The organism is Pseudomonas putida (assembly GCF_028682395.1).
Taxonomy (GTDB): Bacteria; Pseudomonadota; Gammaproteobacteria; order Pseudomonadales; family Pseudomonadaceae; genus Aquipseudomonas; species Aquipseudomonas putida_AB.
In genome coordinates this window covers 132,889-149,078 of the sequence record NZ_JANHLC010000008.1, presented here as the reverse complement: position 1 = coordinate 149,078, position 16,190 = coordinate 132,889, and the positions used below count along the sequence as shown (strand labels likewise).

The following is a 16,190-nucleotide window of genomic DNA, read 5'->3' as shown; positions in this document are numbered from 1 at the left end:
GTGACGGTGGGCAAGGCCCTGCAGGCCTGGCTGGCTATCCCGAGGTTAGGAGCCCTGTTCCCTCGGGATAAGCGCCAGTCGCTCAGGTTTTTTGCACAGGTGTTGCCTCGGTGCGTTCACGAACCCAGAACAGGGTCGCGCCCGCTACGGCGGCGGGCATCATCAGCAGGTTGACGAAGGGAATCAGCAGCACCAGATAGACAATGCCGCCAAAGCTCATGCTCTGCCAGCGCTTGCTGCGCAGCCAGGCGAGCATGTCCTGCCAGCTCATCTTGTGGTTGTCTGCCGGGTAGTCGATATATTGGATTGCCATCATCCAGATCCCGAACAGCAGCCACAGCGGGGCGGCGATCAGGTTGACCACCGGGATAAAGGACAGGATCAGCAGGGCGATGGCGCGGGGCAGGAAATAGCCCAGCTTGCGCATTTCCCGGGCCAGCGTGCGCGGGATCATCGCAATCAGCTCTGTCCAGCTGAAGGCCGGGAAATCATCGGTGCCCCGCACGACCACTTCGACCTTTTCCGCGAGAAAACCATTGAAGGGCGCCGCGATGATATTGGCGAACATCGTGAAGGTGAAAAACACCATCAGCCCCACCAGTACCACGAACAATGGCCAGAGCACATAGCTCAGAAAGCTCAACCACTGGGGCAGGCTGGGCATCAAGGCATCGACCCACAGGCTGAACTGGTGCCCGGCAAAGTAGATCAGACCGACGAACAGGACCAGGTTGACGGCCAGCGGCAGGAGGACAAACAGGCGCAGGCCGGGGCTGAGAATGAGTTTCAGGCCTTCGCGCAGGTATTGCGGGCCGGATAGGACAGGGGCGGGCATGCAGTGCTCCGAACAAAAAGGGAAAACGCGCCGACCTTACCGGCTTTGCCCGGTGGGCGAAAGCGCACGGCCAGCGCTGACATTCACTGTAACAAAGGCTTGGGTGCGGCGTACCGTTAGGGATAGAAACCGGCTATGAGCTGGATTGTTATTCGGTATTTCCTTACTCTTCGCCCCCTCTATACGCTGCACCCATTATTTTCAGGACCGCCGGATTAAAGCCCTGCCCTGGGCTTTGTCGGTCCCTTTTATTCCAGCCGGCACGCCGGCGCCCCGGCCCAGCGATTGCACGGGGCGGTCGATAGGAGTGAGTCATGTCTGAAGTACGCCATTCGCGAGTGATTATTCTCGGTTCCGGTCCTGCCGGTTACAGCGCCGCGGTCTATGCGGCCCGGGCCAACCTCAAGCCATTGCTGATTACCGGCATGCAGGCGGGCGGTCAGTTGACCACCACCACCGAAGTCGACAACTGGCCGGGCGACGTCCATGGCCTGACCGGCCCGGCGCTGATGGAGCGGATGAAAGAGCACGCCGAGCGTTTCGAGACGGAAATCGTTTTTGATCATATCAACGCGGTCGACCTGTCGAAAAAGCCGTTTACCCTGGTCGGCGACAGCGGCACTTTCACCTGCGACGCCCTGATCATCGCCACCGGCGCCAGTGCGCGCTACTTGGGGCTGCCTTCGGAAGAGACCTTCATGGGCAAGGGCGTTTCGGCCTGCGCCACCTGCGATGGCTTCTTCTACCGCAACCGTGAAGTGGCGGTCGTCGGCGGTGGCAACACGGCCGTTGAAGAAGCCTTGTACCTGGCCAATATCGCCAGCAAGGTGACCCTGATCCACCGTCGCGAGACTTTCCGCGCCGAGAAAATCCTGATCGACAAGCTGCATGCCCGCGTGGCTGAGGGCAAGATCGTACTCAAGCTCAACTCGACCCTGGACGAAGTGCTGGGCGACAACATGGGCGTGACCGGTGCTCGCTTGAAAAACAACGACGGCAGCTTTGACGAACTGAAAGTCGACGGCGTGTTTATCGCCATCGGCCACACGCCAAACACCTCGTTGTTCGAGGGCCAACTTGAGCTTAAGGACGGTTATCTGGTCGTCCAGGGCGGTCGTGAAGGCAATGCCACGGCGACCAGCGTTGAAGGCGTGTTTGCGGCCGGCGACGTGGCCGACCATATCTACCGCCAGGCCATTACCTCGGCCGGTGCCGGCTGCATGGCAGCGCTGGATACCGAGCGTTACCTGGATGGGCTGCAGAACGCAGCGCTGTGATTACATGGCAGTAAAAAAAACCGGCCTCGGCCGGTTTTTTTGCGCCAGTGTCGGCGTCGAGCCTGGGGGCGCGACTCAGGCTTTGCGAGTCAACGGCTGCGCGGCAAATTTCACCCCGCCCAGGCCGTGGGCAATCAGGGCGCGGATATTGCCGTGATCGCTGCCCTCGGGTGTCGCGAGCACCGAGCGATAGTGTTCGCCGAAAGCCAGCAAGGCTTCCTGGTCGCTCAGACCTTCCAACAGGGCCAGCCCCAGCGTCTTGCAGGAACCTTCGTTCTGCCCGGCGGCATTTTCCACGCCACCATTGACGAAGGCCTGGGGCTGATAATCGTAGCCGGCGGCGATAAAGGCCAGGGTGTCGGCGAAGGCATGTTCGCCGCTGTTGAGGCTGGCGCGCAGGGTGTTCAGATCAGTCATGGGGTTTTCCTTGGGCGAACGCTGCCAGTTGCTCGGCGCTGGCTTCTTTCTGATATTGGGCTTTCCACTCGGCATACGGCATGCCGTAGACCACTTCGCGGGCGTCATCGAGGCTCACCTCGATCTGGCGTTGGTCCGCCTCGGCCTTGTACCACTTGGAGAGGCAGTTGCGGCAGAAGCCGGCCAGGTTCATCAGGTCGATATTCTGGACATCCTTGCGGCTGTCCAGATGGGCGACCAGCCGACGAAAGGCGGCGGCTTCCAGTTCGAGGCGTTGTGGGTCGGTCATGGAGACTCTCACGGGTAAAGCAGCTTCAAGCTGCAAGAGGATAGGTGGCGGCCCGGCTTTGAGCTTGTCGCCTGCTGTTAGCGGCTTGCAGCCAAGGTAATCGATACGGATTCGGCGAATCGCAGGGCGTGGGGTTTGTCGACTTCGACCTCGGCGTAGAGCACCGCTGCGTTGGCCATGACCAGGTCCAGCACTTCCTGGGTCAGGCGCTCAAGCAGGGCGAAGCGATTGCCTTCGACGTGCTGGATGATGGCCTTGGTGATGGTCCGGTAGTTCAGTGCATGGTCGATATCGTTGTCACGCACGGCCTCCTGGGCCGCGTAAAGAATGCTCAGGTTGATCAGGACATCCTGCTTGTTGAGGATCTCGTCTTCATTGATCCCGATAAAGGTGCGCAGGCACAGGTCCTTGACCCGAATACGGGCCATCCCTGGTTGAAGTTGTGGCATTTACTTGCTCCGTCCGATCAGTTGCAGGAACTCCATGCGGGTGGTGCTCGAGTCGCGGAACGCGCCGAGCATGACCGAGGTGTTCATGGTCGAATTCTGTTTCTCGACGCCGCGCATCATCATGCACATGTGCTTGGCTTCGATCACCACGGCCACGCCAGCGGCCTGGGTGATCTGCTGGATCGCCTCGGCGATCTCGCGGGTGAGGTTCTCCTGGATCTGCAGGCGGCGGGCGTACATGTCGACGATCCTGGCGATCTTCGACAGGCCCAGCACCTTGCCGGTCGGAATATAGGCCACATGGGCCTTGCCGATAAAGGGCAGCAGGTGGTGCTCGCATAGCGAATAAAGTTCGATGTCCTGGACGATCACCATTTCGTCGTTGTCGGAGGCGAACAGCGCGCCATTGACGATTTCATCCAGGCTCTGGGTGTAGCCATGACACAAGTACTGCATGGCCTTGGCTGCTCGCTTGGGGGTGTCGAGCAGGCCTTCGCGATTCGGGTCTTCACCGAGGCCGACCAGGATCTCGCGGTAATGCTTGGGCAGTGACGTGCTCATCGATAGGGTTCCTCGCGGGGCGGCTTACTTGAGATGCCGGCCGCCGTTGACGGTCAAGGTTGTGCCGGTCAGGTAGGGATTGTCCAGCAGATAGCGCAGGCTCTGGTAGATCACCTCGGCACCGGGTTCGATGCCCAGGGCGGATTTGGCCAGCGCTTTGGCGCGGTACGCCGCGTCGTCGTCGGGGTTGAACAGCAGCAGGGCGGGGGCAATGCCGTTGACCTTGATGCGTGGCGCGTACTTGGCCGCGAACGACAGCGTCAGGCTATCGAGCCCGGCCTTGCTGGCGCAGTAGGCAATATGGTTGCTGCTGCCCTTGCGGGTCACGTCGTCGCTGATATGCACGATATCGGCCGGGCTCGAGTGTTCGAGCAGCTCGGCGCAATGCAGGTTGATCAGGTACGGCGCCAGCATGTGCACGCTGAACATCTGGATAAAGGCATCCGCCTCCTGGCCGCTGGATTCGGCGAGCCAGGCCGAGGCGTTGTGAACGATCGCCCGCAGGCAGGAGGTGTGGTGTTTGAGATCGGCGATAAACGACAGGATGCCGGCTTCGCTGGAAAAATCGGCGAACAGTACCGTCGCGCCCAGATCACGCAGCTGCTGGACACCGGGCCGCTCGCTGCGGTAGCTGACAATCACCGACTGTCCCTCGGCCAGCAAGCGCTGGGCACAATGCAGGCCGACGCGCTGGCTGGCGCCAGTGATCAGGATCGGGGCGGAAGAAGTGGTCATCGAGGGCTCGCGGCAAGCACAGGTGGATAGGGCAAAACTATACCAGCCTCGGCCGCCCATGGCTCACCGCTTCAGCCTCAGTGGGGCTGCGTATGCAGCGCCTTGCCGGGAACGCTATTGAGCCAGCCGGCGAGCAGGCGGGTCGAGAGCGGTATGAATATATAGACCATCAAGGGCGTTAGCCCCAGGGTGCTGAGTAGCACCCGTGGCGCCAGGCTCAATTCGCCGAGCAACGGGCTGAAGACAAAGTTGAAGAGCAGCGATACAGGAAAGAACGCCAGCCAGATCGCCACGGCCTGCTTCCAGCGTGGTGGTCGCTGCCCGGCGCTGGCGAACCAGCCATCGATACCGCTGACGCGGTGCTCCGAAGGGTTGGCGAACAGGTCGCTACCGCGCAGCAACCAGGCCTTGCGCGACGCCGAGTGTTCCCAGGCGTGCATCGTGGCGCTGTCGGTAAAACGGAAAATAATCTGGAATTCATGCTCGCCCGGCGGCGGGGCAAGTACGCCTGAACCGAGATAACCGGGGAAGTCGGTGGCCAGTTGCTCGCCTTCGCGTAGCCAGGCGATCAATTCTTCATAGCGTCCGTCGGCAACGCGACGGGCCACCATCAGGGTGACGGGTGAGGTAGACATTGTGTATCTCCGGTGCAGGCGCTGTCCGGGTAGGACGTGCGCAAATACGGCCCGGGGTGTTGGGCCGTATGGGCAATCAAGCAAGGATTATTCCTGATTCTGTGAAATACGCCACAGCCATCGTGCGGGTGCGCGCGCGCCTGTCTGAAAAACTGATGGGCGAGCGTAGAATAGGCAGATTCCTTTCTTGGCCGTTTTTCCGCCTATGCCCGTTATCACTGAACACGCAGCTACTCCGTCCAGCCTGAGCGAGGATGAACTCTTTCCCATTCGGGAGGTGTCGCGCCTTACCGGGATCAACCCGGTGACATTGCGGGCCTGGGAGCGGCGCTATGGGTTGATCCAGCCGACGCGCACCGAAAGTGGGCATCGGCTGTACAGTGCGCGCGATATTGAGACCGTCCGCCAGATTCTGGCCTGGGTCGAGCGAGGCGTTGCCGTGAGCAAGGTCGGCACGTTACTGGCGCGTGCGCCGACGGTCGTCGCGCAGATCGCCGGCCAGGGCTTGCGGGCCCAATGGCAAGTGCCTCTGACCGAGGCCATCAGCGCGTTCGACGAGGCGCGGCTGGAGCGCTTGTACGGTCAGATTTTTTCCAGTTACCCGCTCAACCAGGTGTTCGAAGACATCCTGATGCCGCTCTGGCGGGAGCTGGCCTTGCAGGATGAATTCGGCCAGGTCAGCGAATGGCTGTTCTATGACGCGTTTCTGCGGGCGAGGACCTTGCAGCGCCTGCAACTCAATCGCCTCGATCAGCCGCGCCATGTGCTGTTGGCCGGTTTGCCCGGGCAGTGCCGTGAGCTGGAGTTGTGGGTGACGGCGCTGTTGCTGGGCAGTGCCGATACCCGCGTCAGCGTGCTGGCGGTAGGGCAGCCTTTTGCCGAGTTGACGCTGATCTGCGAGAAAATTCGGCCCCAGGCCCTGGTGCTGTTTTCCAGCGGTTCGGCGCCGGTGGAGTTGCCGCGGCGCCTGGAGCGGCTGGCGCAGGCGACGGAATGTCCGGTACTGCTGGCAGGCGAAGCGTCGGATCTGGCCGAGGAGCGCCTGGCTGGCTCGACGGTCGGTTGCCTGGGGCGAGAAGGTCTGAAGATGCAGGCGCGCTTGCAGGGCTTTCTCGCGGCGACGCTGGATACCTAGCCGCTTACTGATGCAGGTCGGGGTGAACGCGACGGTGCTGGGCCAGGATAAATTGGCGCAGCCGTTCGGTCTGCAGGGCGTCGCGCTGGCTTAGGCGATAGGCATAGCGGCCGGTATCGGTCTTGCGTTCGAGCGTTGCACGCAGGGCGATTCGTTCCTGGCCATCGGCGGGGTTGAGCCAGCGCTGGAACTGCCTGGGCGGGCTACTGCCATCGGAGCTTTCAAGCAGCAGTCCTTTGAACGAAAGCTCGAGAACCCGCAGCGTTCCCGCCTGGCCGCGAAGGTTTTCCAGCGCCATCGGCGCGTCCAGTGTCAGGCGCCACGGACGGGTCGTCGGGCCATCCTCGAAAATACTGGGCGTGCCCAGGCGTAGGTGCAGGGCGTGAAACTCGTCCTCGACCAGTTGCAGCGGAAACGTCATCTGCTGGTTCTCGAACCGCGCTTCAAGGGTCACTTGTTCGTTGGCCGCCAGGCGGGTCAGCAGGTCGCGGACCTGCGTGCCGCCATTGACCAGCAGGCTCGATGAAGCATCCCGCAGATTGAGGTGCGGGGCATGTTGCAGGGTTTGAATGAAGTCCAGTTCATCCCGGGTTAGTAGGGCATCGGGTTGCATGATCAAGCTCAAAGGGATGGATACAAATGGACATGTACCTGCATCAATGACCGTTTTTAGCGGCGTTAGTTTCTGCCGCTGGTCATCTGCAGCGCCGCCAGCTGTGCTTCGACTTCGGCCAGTCGTTGCTGAAGCTGGGTGACTTTCTGCTGGGCCTGGACTTGTTCGGTGACATCCTTTTGCACGCCGATAAAGTAGGTCAGTTGATCGCTGTCGTTGAACACCGGGGTGATCGAGAGTTCGTTCCAGAAATGCGTGCCGTCCTTGCGATAGTTGCGCAGGACCTGGCGGCAGGGCTTGCCGTCGGCCAGGGCCTGGCGGATCGCTTGCAGCCCGGGCTGGTCACGGTCGCCGGATTGCAGGAAGCGGCAATCCTGGTAAAGGATTTCATCGGTGCTGTAGCCGGTCAGGCGTTCGAAGGCCCTGTTGGCATAGATCACGATATTGTCCTCGCCCTCTTGTTCGGCCACCACGATTCCGTCGTTGGAGGCGTCGATAACCCGTTGTAGCAGCTTGGCATTGATCATGTCGGGGCGGGGTCCATTGGCAAAAAGAGACATTCTAGGTGAGTTGTCCGCCTCCAGGTTCCTTCTGCGTGGGCGGCACCTGTTAATATCCCAGGTTTTCACTCAAGTACAGGAACAGATTGATGAAAGTCGCCATCCTTTCCGGTTCGGTCTACGGCACGGCCGAAGAAGTCGCCCGGCATGCTGCCAACCTCCTTCGCGCTGCCGGTTTCGAGACCTGGCACAACCCGCGAGCCAGCCTGGATGAGATCAAGGCTTTCGGCCCCGAGGCGTTTCTGGCCGTGACGGCGACGACGGGCATGGGCGAACTGCCGGACAATATCCAGCCGCTCTACCATGGGATTCGCGATCAGTTGCCCAGCGACTGGCGCGGCCTTCCGGGCGCCGTGATCGGCCTGGGCGACTCCAGTTATGGCGACACCTTTTGCGGGGCCGGCGAGCAGTTTGTCGAGTTGTTCGCCGAACTGGGTCTGCGCCAAGTCCAGCCCATGCTGCGCCTCGATTCCAGTGAAAGCGTGACCCCGGAAACCGACGCCGAGCCCTGGCTGGAGCAGTTCGGTGCGGCATTGCGTGGCTGAAGGCAATCAGGGCAATCAGGGCAATCAGGGCAAGCGGTTCATGCGCCACTCGCGCAGCAGTTCCAACCAGGCCTGGGCTGCCCGGGACAGATAGGCGCCCTGGCGCCAGATAAAGGCGATATCCCAACGCAGTTCGCCGGGGGCGATCAGCGCCAGGCGCACCACTCCCGGGCGGATCAGGCCGCGTGCGACCACGCTGGGCAGCAACACCACGCCCTGGCCGGCGGCGACCAGGGCCGCCAGAAAGTCCGCCTGGCCGCTGCGCCCGCTTTCGCGCGGAGTGAAACCTAACTGCTGGCAGGCCTGAAGCAGGCGGTGATTGAGCACGAAGCTGCGCTGATACATCAGAAAGGGCGTATCGGCCAATTGCTCCAGGCGGATCGCGGCACTACTGGCCAGGGGGTGGTCGGCGGGCAGCAGTACATCCAGCGGCTCGTCGCAAAAGGGCTGGAAGGCAAACGCCGGATCACTGGGGGTCAGGCTGCCGCCCAGTTCCAGTTCGCCGCTGAGCACCGCCTGTTCGATATTGAGGCTACCGCCTTCCAGTAGCTGGATGCTGATGTTGGGATAGCGGCGTCGGTATTCGGCGAACAGGCCGGCAAACAGAGTATCACCGCCCAATTGTGGCAAGCCCAGGCGCAATTCGCCCCGGGCCAGATGGTCCAGGTCATCCAGCTCGCTCAGCAGCTCCTGATGCTGGCGTAGCATTTCTTCGGCCCGTTGCAACACCACGCTGCCAGCGGCCGTCAGGTGAACCTGCGAGCCGTGGCGGTCAAGCAACGAGCGGCCCAGGCTTTGTTCCAACTGGGCCACCTGCTTGCTGACGGCTGACTGGCTGATATGCAGCACACGGGCTGCTGGAGTGAAGCCTCCCTGTCGGATGACTTCGACAAAACTGCGTAGCTGTTTGAATTCCATTGCTCGATTCCAAATTGGAATGTGTTCCAGTCTAACAATTCGTTTTTAGGATGGTAGCCCGCTATTTACACTAAGGGCCAGTGAGGACTACCACCATGAAACGCTTTGCTCTACACCCTCCATTAGTGCTCAAGGGCGCCCGGTTGATGGGCGAGTTGGCGGTGCTGCTGGCTCTTTACCTGCTGGGTTGCCAGATCGCGGCCTGGGGCCACTGGCCGATACCCGGCGGGGTGATCGGCCTGGCGCTGCTGCTACTCGGGTTTGCCTGTGGCTGGGTAAAGCCGCAGGCGTTGCAGCTAGGTGCCGGGTTACTGATGGCCGAGATGCTGTTGTTCTTTATCCCGGCCCTGATGAGCCTGCTCGATTACGGGCAGTTGATGCGTGACGAGGGCTGGCGAATTCTGCTGGTCATCGGCGTCAGCACCCTGCTGGTGATGCTGGTCACCGCGTTTACGGTCGAAGCGGTCTGCCGTTGGAAAACCCGCCATGAAATTTGAAGCGATGCCCATGTTTTGGCTGGCGTTGACCCTGGGCGCCTACCTGCTCAGCCGCTGGCTCTACCGGCGCAGCGGACGCTACTGGCTGTCGCCGCTGATTCTGGTGCCGGCATTGTTGCTGGCGGTGGCAGTGCCGCTGCATACGGCCTATGCCGAATACTCGGCCAATACCCATTGGCTGATGCTGGTCCTGGGGCCGGCAACGGTGGCCTTTGCGGTGCCAATCTGGCAGCAGCGGCAGTTGCTGATGCGCCACTGGTCGGCTTTGCTGCTGGGCATGTTGGCGGGCAGTACGGTATCGATTGGCAGCTCCTGGTGGCTGGCCCGGGCGTTGTCCCTGGACAGCTCGCTGACGCTTTCGCTGCTGCCGCGTTCCATCACCACGCCGTTCGCCATGCCGCTGGCCCAGGACCTGGGCGGCGTCCCGGAGCTGACCGCGGTGTTCGTGATGTGCACGGGGGTGTTTGGCGCCCTGCTCGGGGGCGTGCTGCTCAAGTGGTTGCCACTGCGCAGTACCCTGGCTCGCGGTGCCTTGTTCGGAGTCGGGGCCCATGGTGCGGGCGTGAGCCGGGCGCATGAGGTGGGCGCAGAGGAGGGTTCGGTGGCCGGGTTGGTGATGGTGTTGACCGGGCTTTTGAACCTGTTTGCCGCACCATTGCTGGCGTCGCTGCTTTGACGTCAACAACGGTGCTAGCAACCTGACTCCCAGGGCCAGCAAGCTGGCTGGCAAGGCAACTAACACGCGGTGGATGCTTGGCTAGACTCAGAGCCTGCTGACCTTGGCATATGCGCGGGTCGACGCCGAGGTCTGCGCCTTGAGCCCACTATTTGTTCCCGCTTTTTCGAGTGCCCAGAGCCCGCTGTCCGAAATCCCGCTCTGCGTGTGGCGCAAGCGTGGACGCAGCTTTCAGTTTGCTGGCCAGAACATTCGTTACTGGGTGGCCGGGCGGGGCGAACCGCTGTTACTGATCCATGGATTTCCTACTGCCAGTTGGGACTGGCACTACCTCTGGGAACCCCTGGCCCAGCATTACCAAGTGATTGCCTGCGACATGCTCGGTTTTGGCGATTCGGCCAAGCCCCGGGAACATGCCTACAGCCTGTTGGAGCAGGCCGACCTGCAACACGCGTTGCTTGCCCAGCTCGGGGTCGCCCGGCCGATCCATGTGCTGGCCCATGACTATGGCGACAGCGTGGCCCAGGAACTGCTCGCCCGGCATTACGAGCGGCGTTTCGACATGGCCAGTTGCGTGTTTCTCAATGGCGGGCTGTTTCCCGAAACCCACCGCGCGCTGCTGATGCAGAAACTGCTGCTCAGCCCGCTGGGCTGGATAGTCGGACGTGCCTTTAGCCGCGACGCGCTGGTCAAAAGTTTTCGCCGTATCTTCGGGCCTGCCACGCAGCCCAGCGAAAGTGCCCTGGATGACTTCTGGAGCCTGGTTGCCAGCAACCAGGGGCCGCGGATCCTGCACCACTTGATCGGTTACATTCCGGAGCGCGTCGAACAGCGCGAGCGCTGGGTCGCCGCCATGCGCAAGGGCGAAGTGCCTTTGCGGCTGATCAATGGCGAGTTCGATCCGGTCTCCGGCGCGCATATGGTTCGACGCTACTGCGAGCTGATCGCCAATGCGGATGTGGTGCGCTTGCCTGCGATTGGGCACTACCCCCAGACCGAGGCGCCGGTGCTGGTGCTCAAGCATTACCTGGCTTTTCGCCGGTGCCTGGCATTGCCGGCGCGACGGGCAGCCTACTGCTAAGGTCGGCGGCAATCATCCCCCGGCCTTATCGGCCGTTATTCAGGCTCGCCTGTTTTGTTGTGAGCGACCTGCGGCTGCCTGACACTCGGGGCTTTGCTTCCCTTGGCCTTGGTAGGAGTCGGTGATGAGTGAGTCGATACGCTTCGAAGATAAAGTCGTGATTGTCACCGGGGCCGGTGGCGGCCTGGGCCGGGCCCACGCCTTGCTGTTCGCCCGGCACGGCGCCCGGGTGGTGGTCAACGACCTGGGTGGCTCCGCCCAGGGCGAGGGGGCCAATGCGTCGGCGGCCGACCGGGTTGTCGCCGAGATTCGCGACGCCGGTGGCACGGCAGTGGCCAATCACGACTCGGTGACCGATGGCGACAAGATCGTCCAGCACGCGCTCGACGCCTTCGGTCGGGTCGATGTGGTCGTCAACAATGCGGGTATCTTGCGCGACAAGAGCTTCGTGAAAATGGACGACGCCGACTGGGATCTGGTCTACCGGGTGCATGTTGAAGGTGCCTACAAAGTGACCCACGCCGCCTGGCCACATCTGCGTGAACAAAACTATGGACGCGTGATTTTCACCGCGTCCACGTCCGGGATCTACGGCAACTTCGGTCAGGCCAACTACGGCATGGCCAAGCTGGGGTTGTATGGTTTGACGCGCACGTTGGCGATCGAGGGGCGCAAGAGCAACATCCTGGTCAATGCCATTGCGCCCACGGGGGGCACGCGGATGACCGAAGGCCTGATCCCGCCCCAGGTGTTCGAGCAGCTCAAACCCGAACTCATCAGCCCGTTGGTGGTGTTTCTGGGGAGCGAGCAGTGCAACGAAACGGCCGGCCTGTTTGAAGTTGGTGGCGGCTGGATGGGCAAGGTTCGCTGGGAGCGCAGCCTGGGGGTTGGTTTCGATCCTCATGCGGGGATTGCGGTCGAGGACGTAGCGGCCAACTGGCAACAGCTCTGCGATTTCGAGGGCGCTGTTCATCCGCGTGATACGGGGGAAGCGCTCAGGGAAATGATGGCCAATTTGCAGAAGTACGGCGTCTAGCGTTGCCGCGTACTTTTGCCGGGGCATAAAAAAGGCCGCTGTAGCAACAGCGGCCAAACAAGACGTGTGATCAAGGAGCTGTAAATCAACGTCGGTGTACCCGGGTGACGCCCGACCGTTGCAGGACTGGCCTCTAATCTGATGCCGACCACTGGGGGCGGCATGGCTGTGAGCGGATCCGGCCCCGTGGAGGCCTCGCTCAAAGCCCGGCAAGAATAGGCGGCAAGCAGCAGAGGAAACAGTCTGATTTACGACAATCACTGTTGCGTTACCGGCAACAAACCAACGAATTCTGCTTGTTCCCTGCAGGCGCGAGCTTTTGCGGGACACACCGCTCGCTCTTAGCGGGCGTGCTCAGCGTGTTGATAGCCCATCCGCCAACTGATGGCCTCGCTAGCCGCCAGTAGGCGTTTGGCTGCCGGGCCGTGCTCATCGGCATCGAACATTGAGGTCGGGCCCACCACCGTCAGCACCGCCGCAATCTGTCCGAGGGCGTTGAACACCGGTGCCGACAAGGCGTCGACCCCTGGCATCAGCAAACCGTGGACGAAATGCAAACCGCGCTTGCGAATCTGCTCGCTCAGGCTGGCCAGTGCCTGCGGGTCGGCCAGGGGATGGGCGGAGGCGGCCTCGAACTCGCGGCTGCGCAGTTCCAGGGTTTCTCGGTCCGCCAGGTAGGCGTTGAACACCAGCCCGGTGGAGGAACTGAGCAGCGGCAGCACCGAACCCCGTTGCGTGACCACGGTGATGGCCCGGACTGCCGGTTCGATATGCACCACGGTCGCGCCCAGATTGCCCCACACGGCGAGGAAGCAGGACTCGTTCAGATCGTCGCGCAGCTGCGCCAGGGGGAGTGCCGATACCTGCAGCACATCCAGGCTATTGAGGGCTGCCAGGCCAACCCGCAAGGCTTCGCGGCCTAGACCATAATGATTGGTGGCCGCATTTTGCTCGGCAAACCCGCTGGCGATCAGCGCCTGGAGATAGCGGTGGACCTTACTCGCGGGCATCTGCACATGCTCGGCCAGGCGCGACAGCGAGGTACTGGGCGCGAGCTCGGCGAGTGCCTTGAGAATGTCGGTGCCGACCTCGGCCGAGCGGACTTTCTGTTTGGCGCTGCTGTCGCTGGTGCTGCGGGGCTTTTCCATGAACGCGGTCATATCCCAAGACGAGTGGGCGTCTTTATAGCTTGACGCTCTTTACCAATCAAATTACGTTATGCGTAATCGAATTACGATAAAAATAATGCAGAGTTCATGCACGCCAAATCGCCGCGCATGTGCCAACTGCCCACTTCCTTCTGGAGGCTCGATGAAACTCGATTGCGCAGTGCCAGCCCTCGATTACCAATCGGGTTTTGGCAATGAATTCTGCAGCGAAGCCTTGCCTGGCGCGCTGCCGATTGGCCAGAACTCCCCGCAGCAAGCGCCCTACGGCCTATATGCCGAACTGCTCTCCGGGACCGCCTTCACCATGGCGCGCAGCGAATCGCGGCGTACCTGGATGTATCGCATCCAGCCCTCTGCCAAGCACCCGGCGTTTCGCAAGCTCGATCGGCAATTGGCGGGCGGTCCGCTGGGCGCGGTAACGCCAAACCGCCTGCGCTGGAATCCGTTGGCAATACCCGAGACGCCAACCGACTTTATCGACGGCCTGGTTGCCATGGCGGCCAATGCGCCCGCGCAGAATCCGGCGGGTATCAGCCTGTACGGCTACAGCGCCAATACCTCGATGGAGCGAGTGTTCTTCAATGCCGATGGCGAGTTGTTGCTGGTCCCCCAACTCGGGCGCCTGCGCCTGGTCACTGAACTGGGCGTGCTGGTGATCGAGCCGCTGGAGATTGCCGTCTTGCCGCGCGGCGTGAAATTTCGGGTCGAGTTGCTCGATGGCCAAGCCCGCGGGTATGTCGCCGAGAACCATGGTGCACCGCTGCGCCTACCCGATCTGGGCCCTATCGGCAGCAATGGCCTGGCCAACCCCCGGGACTTCCTGGCGCCGGTTGCCCACTATGAAGACCGCCGCGAGCCGGTCACCCTGGTGCAGAAGTTCCTCGGTGAGCTCTGGGGCTGCGAGCTCGATCACTCGCCGCTGGACGTCGTTGCCTGGCATGGCAATAACGTGCCGTATAAATACGATCTGCGGCGTTTCAATACCATTGGCACCGTCAGCTACGACCACCCCGATCCGTCGATCTTCACCGTATTGACCTCGCCGACCAGTGTGCCTGGCCTGGCCAATCTCGATTTCGTGATTTTCCCACCCCGCTGGATGGTGGCCGAGAAGACCTTCCGGCCACCCTGGTTCCACCGCAACCTGATGAATGAATTCATGGGCCTCATCCAGGGGGCCTACGACGCCAAGGCCGAAGGCTTTGTACCGGGCGGGGCCTCGCTGCACAGCTGCATGAGTGCCCATGGTCCGGATGGCGAGACCTGCACCAAAGCTATCGCTGCCGACCTGGCACCGAGCAAGATTGAAGACACCATGGCCTTTATGTTCGAGACCAGCGCAGTGTTGCGCCCGAGCCGCCTTGCCCTCGACGGTGCACAGTTGCAGGCCGACTACGACGCATGCTGGGCATCGTTGCCCGTCACTTTCAACCCGAACCGGAGATAACCGATGAACCAGCCCACCCTTGCCCGTAGCTGGATTGCCTCGGCCAACGATCACCCGGACTTCCCGTTGCAGAACCTGCCGCTGGGGGTATTCAGCCGCGCCGATGGCGGCCTGCGCAGCGGTGTGGCCATCGGTGAACATATTTTCGACCTGGAAGCCGCGCTGGCGGCTGGCCTGTTCGAGGGGCCGGCGCGCGCAGCGGTTGAAGCGTGCCGTGGCGGTAGCCTCAATGGTTTTTTTGCCCTCGGTCGCCCGGCCCGGGTTGCCCTGCGTCAGCGCCTGCTGGAACTGTTGAGTGAAGGCAGTACCCTGCATGGCAAGATCCAGGCCCAGGGCGCCAGACTGCTGCCGCTGGCGGCCGATTGCACTCTGCATCTGCCGGCCCGGATCAGTGATTACACCGACTTCTATGTCGGGATCGAGCATGCGCTGAATGTCGGCAAACTGTTCCGTCCGGATAACCCGCTGCTGCCCAACTACAAATACGTGCCCATCGGTTATCACGGCCGTGCCTCTACCGTGCGCGCGTCGGGCACCGATGTGCGCCGGCCCAGGGGCCAAACCCTGCCGGCCGGGCAGAGCGAGCCAAGCTTCGGGCCCTGCGCGCGGCTGGATTTCGAATTGGAGCTGGGGATCTGGATCGGTCCGGGCAATGCCCTGGGAGAATCCATTGCGATTGGCGATGCGCCAGAGCATATCGCCGGTTTCTGCCTGCTCAATGACTGGTCGGCCCGCGATATCCAGGCCTGGGAATACCAGCCGCTGGGGCCGTTTCTGTCCAAGAGTTTTCTGACCAGCGTGTCGCCCTGGGTGGTGACGGCCGAGGCGCTGGAGCCGTTTCGCCGTGCCCAGCCGCCACGGGCCAGTGGTGATCCACAGCCACTGCCGTACCTGTTCGATCCGCGGGACCAGGCCGCCGGGGCCTTTGATATCGAGCTGGAAGTGCTGCTGCTGACCGAGGCGATGCGGGCGCAGAACCTGCCGGCCCAGCGCCTGACGCTGAGCAATACCCTGAACATGTATTGGAGCGTGGCCCAGATGGTCGCGCACCACAGCGTCAATGGTTGCCAGTTGCAGCCCGGTGATCTGTTCGGTTCGGGCACCTTGTCCGGGCCTCAGCCGGGGCAGTTGGGCAGCCTGTTGGAAATCACCGGCGGCGGTAAGCAGGCGATCGAACTGGCTTCGGGCGAAGTGCGTAAATTCCTTGAGGACGGCGACGAAATCATCCTGCGGGCCCGTTGCCGGGGCGACGGGCAGGTGTCCATCGGCTTTGGTGAATGCCGCGGCAAAGTGCTCGCGGCACATTGAGGGAGCG

Annotated in this window: 20 protein-coding genes; 9 read left to right on the top strand and 11 right to left on the bottom strand. The window is 62.1% G+C overall.

The window, feature by feature from the left end:
* Positions 1-82 precede the first annotated feature (82 nt).
* Complete coding sequence (cysZ, locus tag NPS46_RS18875) at positions 83-835, bottom strand: sulfate transporter CysZ (protein WP_274109817.1); 753 nt, start codon at positions 833-835, stop codon at positions 83-85.
* Between the two features lie 314 nt (positions 836-1,149).
* Here cysZ and trxB point away from each other — a divergent pair, with 314 nt between their 5' ends.
* Positions 1,150-2,112 carry a thioredoxin-disulfide reductase gene (gene trxB, locus NPS46_RS18870; RefSeq protein WP_274109815.1) on the top strand — a complete coding sequence of 321 codons (963 nt, stop codon included), beginning with the start codon at positions 1,150-1,152 and terminating at the stop codon, positions 2,110-2,112.
* A 75-nt stretch (positions 2,113-2,187) separates the two neighbouring features.
* Here the strand turns inward: trxB and NPS46_RS18865 are convergent, their stop codons facing one another.
* From NPS46_RS18865 to NPS46_RS18840, 6 genes are all read right to left on the bottom strand, one after another.
* Positions 2,188-2,529 carry a HopJ type III effector protein gene (locus NPS46_RS18865; protein WP_274109813.1) on the bottom strand — a complete coding sequence of 114 codons (342 nt, stop codon included), beginning with the start codon at positions 2,527-2,529 and terminating at the stop codon, positions 2,188-2,190.
* On the bottom strand, positions 2,522-2,818 hold the full coding sequence (locus NPS46_RS18860; protein WP_274109811.1) for a DUF1244 domain-containing protein: 297 nt from the start codon (positions 2,816-2,818) through the stop codon (positions 2,522-2,524). The genes NPS46_RS18865 and NPS46_RS18860 overlap by 8 nt, the downstream gene beginning before the upstream one ends.
* 77 nt (positions 2,819-2,895) lie before the next feature.
* On the bottom strand, positions 2,896-3,267 hold the full coding sequence (gene folX / locus NPS46_RS18855; protein ID WP_274109809.1) for a dihydroneopterin triphosphate 2'-epimerase: 372 nt from the start codon (positions 3,265-3,267) through the stop codon (positions 2,896-2,898).
* Positions 3,268-3,828, bottom strand: a complete 561-nt coding sequence (gene folE / locus NPS46_RS18850; RefSeq protein WP_274109807.1) for a GTP cyclohydrolase I FolE — start codon at positions 3,826-3,828, stop codon at positions 3,268-3,270.
* A 24-nt stretch (positions 3,829-3,852) separates the two neighbouring features.
* Complete coding sequence (folM, locus tag NPS46_RS18845; protein ID WP_274109805.1) at positions 3,853-4,563, bottom strand: dihydromonapterin reductase; 711 nt, start codon at positions 4,561-4,563, stop codon at positions 3,853-3,855.
* Positions 4,564-4,640: 77 nt separating this feature from the next.
* A complete protein-coding gene (locus tag NPS46_RS18840; protein ID WP_274109803.1) occupies positions 4,641-5,198 on the bottom strand; it encodes an antibiotic biosynthesis monooxygenase in 558 nt (185 codons plus the stop codon).
* Between the two features lie 205 nt (positions 5,199-5,403).
* On the opposite strand from NPS46_RS18840, the gene NPS46_RS18835 reads away from it, so the two are divergent.
* A complete protein-coding gene (locus NPS46_RS18835; protein ID WP_274109801.1) occupies positions 5,404-6,333 on the top strand; it encodes a MerR family transcriptional regulator in 930 nt (309 codons plus the stop codon).
* A gap of 4 nt (positions 6,334-6,337) precedes the next feature.
* On the opposite strand, the gene NPS46_RS18830 is transcribed toward NPS46_RS18835, so the two are convergent.
* Entirely contained in the window at positions 6,338-6,946 is a 609-nt protein-coding gene (locus NPS46_RS18830) for a hypothetical protein (protein WP_274109799.1), read from the bottom strand.
* Positions 6,947-7,011: 65 nt separating this feature from the next.
* Positions 7,012-7,473 (bottom strand): PAS domain-containing protein, encoded by a 462-nt coding sequence (locus NPS46_RS18825; protein ID WP_274109797.1) that lies wholly within the window; start codon positions 7,471-7,473, stop codon positions 7,012-7,014.
* Positions 7,474-7,595: 122 nt separating this feature from the next.
* Here NPS46_RS18825 and NPS46_RS18820 point away from each other — a divergent pair, with 122 nt between their 5' ends.
* Positions 7,596-8,051, top strand: coding sequence for a flavodoxin (locus NPS46_RS18820; RefSeq protein WP_274109795.1), 456 nt, complete (start codon positions 7,596-7,598; stop codon positions 8,049-8,051).
* A 24-nt stretch (positions 8,052-8,075) separates the two neighbouring features.
* Here the strand turns inward: NPS46_RS18820 and NPS46_RS18815 are convergent, their stop codons facing one another.
* Complete coding sequence (locus tag NPS46_RS18815) at positions 8,076-8,969, bottom strand: LysR family transcriptional regulator (RefSeq protein ID WP_274109793.1); 894 nt, start codon at positions 8,967-8,969, stop codon at positions 8,076-8,078.
* A gap of 95 nt (positions 8,970-9,064) precedes the next feature.
* On the opposite strand from NPS46_RS18815, the gene NPS46_RS18810 reads away from it, so the two are divergent.
* From NPS46_RS18810 to NPS46_RS18795, 4 genes are all read left to right on the top strand, one after another.
* Positions 9,065-9,466: a CidA/LrgA family protein gene (locus tag NPS46_RS18810; RefSeq protein WP_274109791.1), complete on the top strand. Its 402-nt coding sequence runs from the start codon at positions 9,065-9,067 to the stop codon at positions 9,464-9,466.
* On the top strand, positions 9,456-10,142 hold the full coding sequence (locus NPS46_RS18805; protein WP_274109789.1) for an LrgB family protein: 687 nt from the start codon (positions 9,456-9,458) through the stop codon (positions 10,140-10,142). Before NPS46_RS18810 ends, NPS46_RS18805 begins: the two co-directional genes overlap by 11 nt.
* Positions 10,143-10,281: 139 nt before the next feature.
* Positions 10,282-11,223: an alpha/beta fold hydrolase gene (locus NPS46_RS18800; RefSeq protein ID WP_274109788.1), complete on the top strand. Its 942-nt coding sequence runs from the start codon at positions 10,282-10,284 to the stop codon at positions 11,221-11,223.
* 124 nt (positions 11,224-11,347) lie between these two features.
* Complete coding sequence (locus NPS46_RS18795; RefSeq protein ID WP_274109786.1) at positions 11,348-12,259, top strand: SDR family oxidoreductase; 912 nt, start codon at positions 11,348-11,350, stop codon at positions 12,257-12,259.
* A 341-nt stretch (positions 12,260-12,600) separates the two neighbouring features.
* Here the strand turns inward: NPS46_RS18795 and NPS46_RS18790 are convergent, their stop codons facing one another.
* Positions 12,601-13,407 carry an IclR family transcriptional regulator gene (locus NPS46_RS18790; protein ID WP_274109784.1) on the bottom strand — a complete coding sequence of 269 codons (807 nt, stop codon included), beginning with the start codon at positions 13,405-13,407 and terminating at the stop codon, positions 12,601-12,603.
* Positions 13,408-13,570: 163 nt separating this feature from the next.
* Here NPS46_RS18790 and hmgA point away from each other — a divergent pair, with 163 nt between their 5' ends.
* Together hmgA and fahA are read left to right on the top strand one after the other, a co-directional pair.
* Positions 13,571-14,875: a homogentisate 1,2-dioxygenase gene (hmgA, locus tag NPS46_RS18785; RefSeq protein ID WP_274109782.1), complete on the top strand. Its 1,305-nt coding sequence runs from the start codon at positions 13,571-13,573 to the stop codon at positions 14,873-14,875.
* Positions 14,876-14,878: 3 nt separating this feature from the next.
* Positions 14,879-16,183 (top strand): fumarylacetoacetase, encoded by a 1,305-nt coding sequence (gene fahA, locus NPS46_RS18780; RefSeq protein WP_274109780.1) that lies wholly within the window; start codon positions 14,879-14,881, stop codon positions 16,181-16,183.
* Positions 16,184-16,190 lie beyond the last annotated feature (7 nt).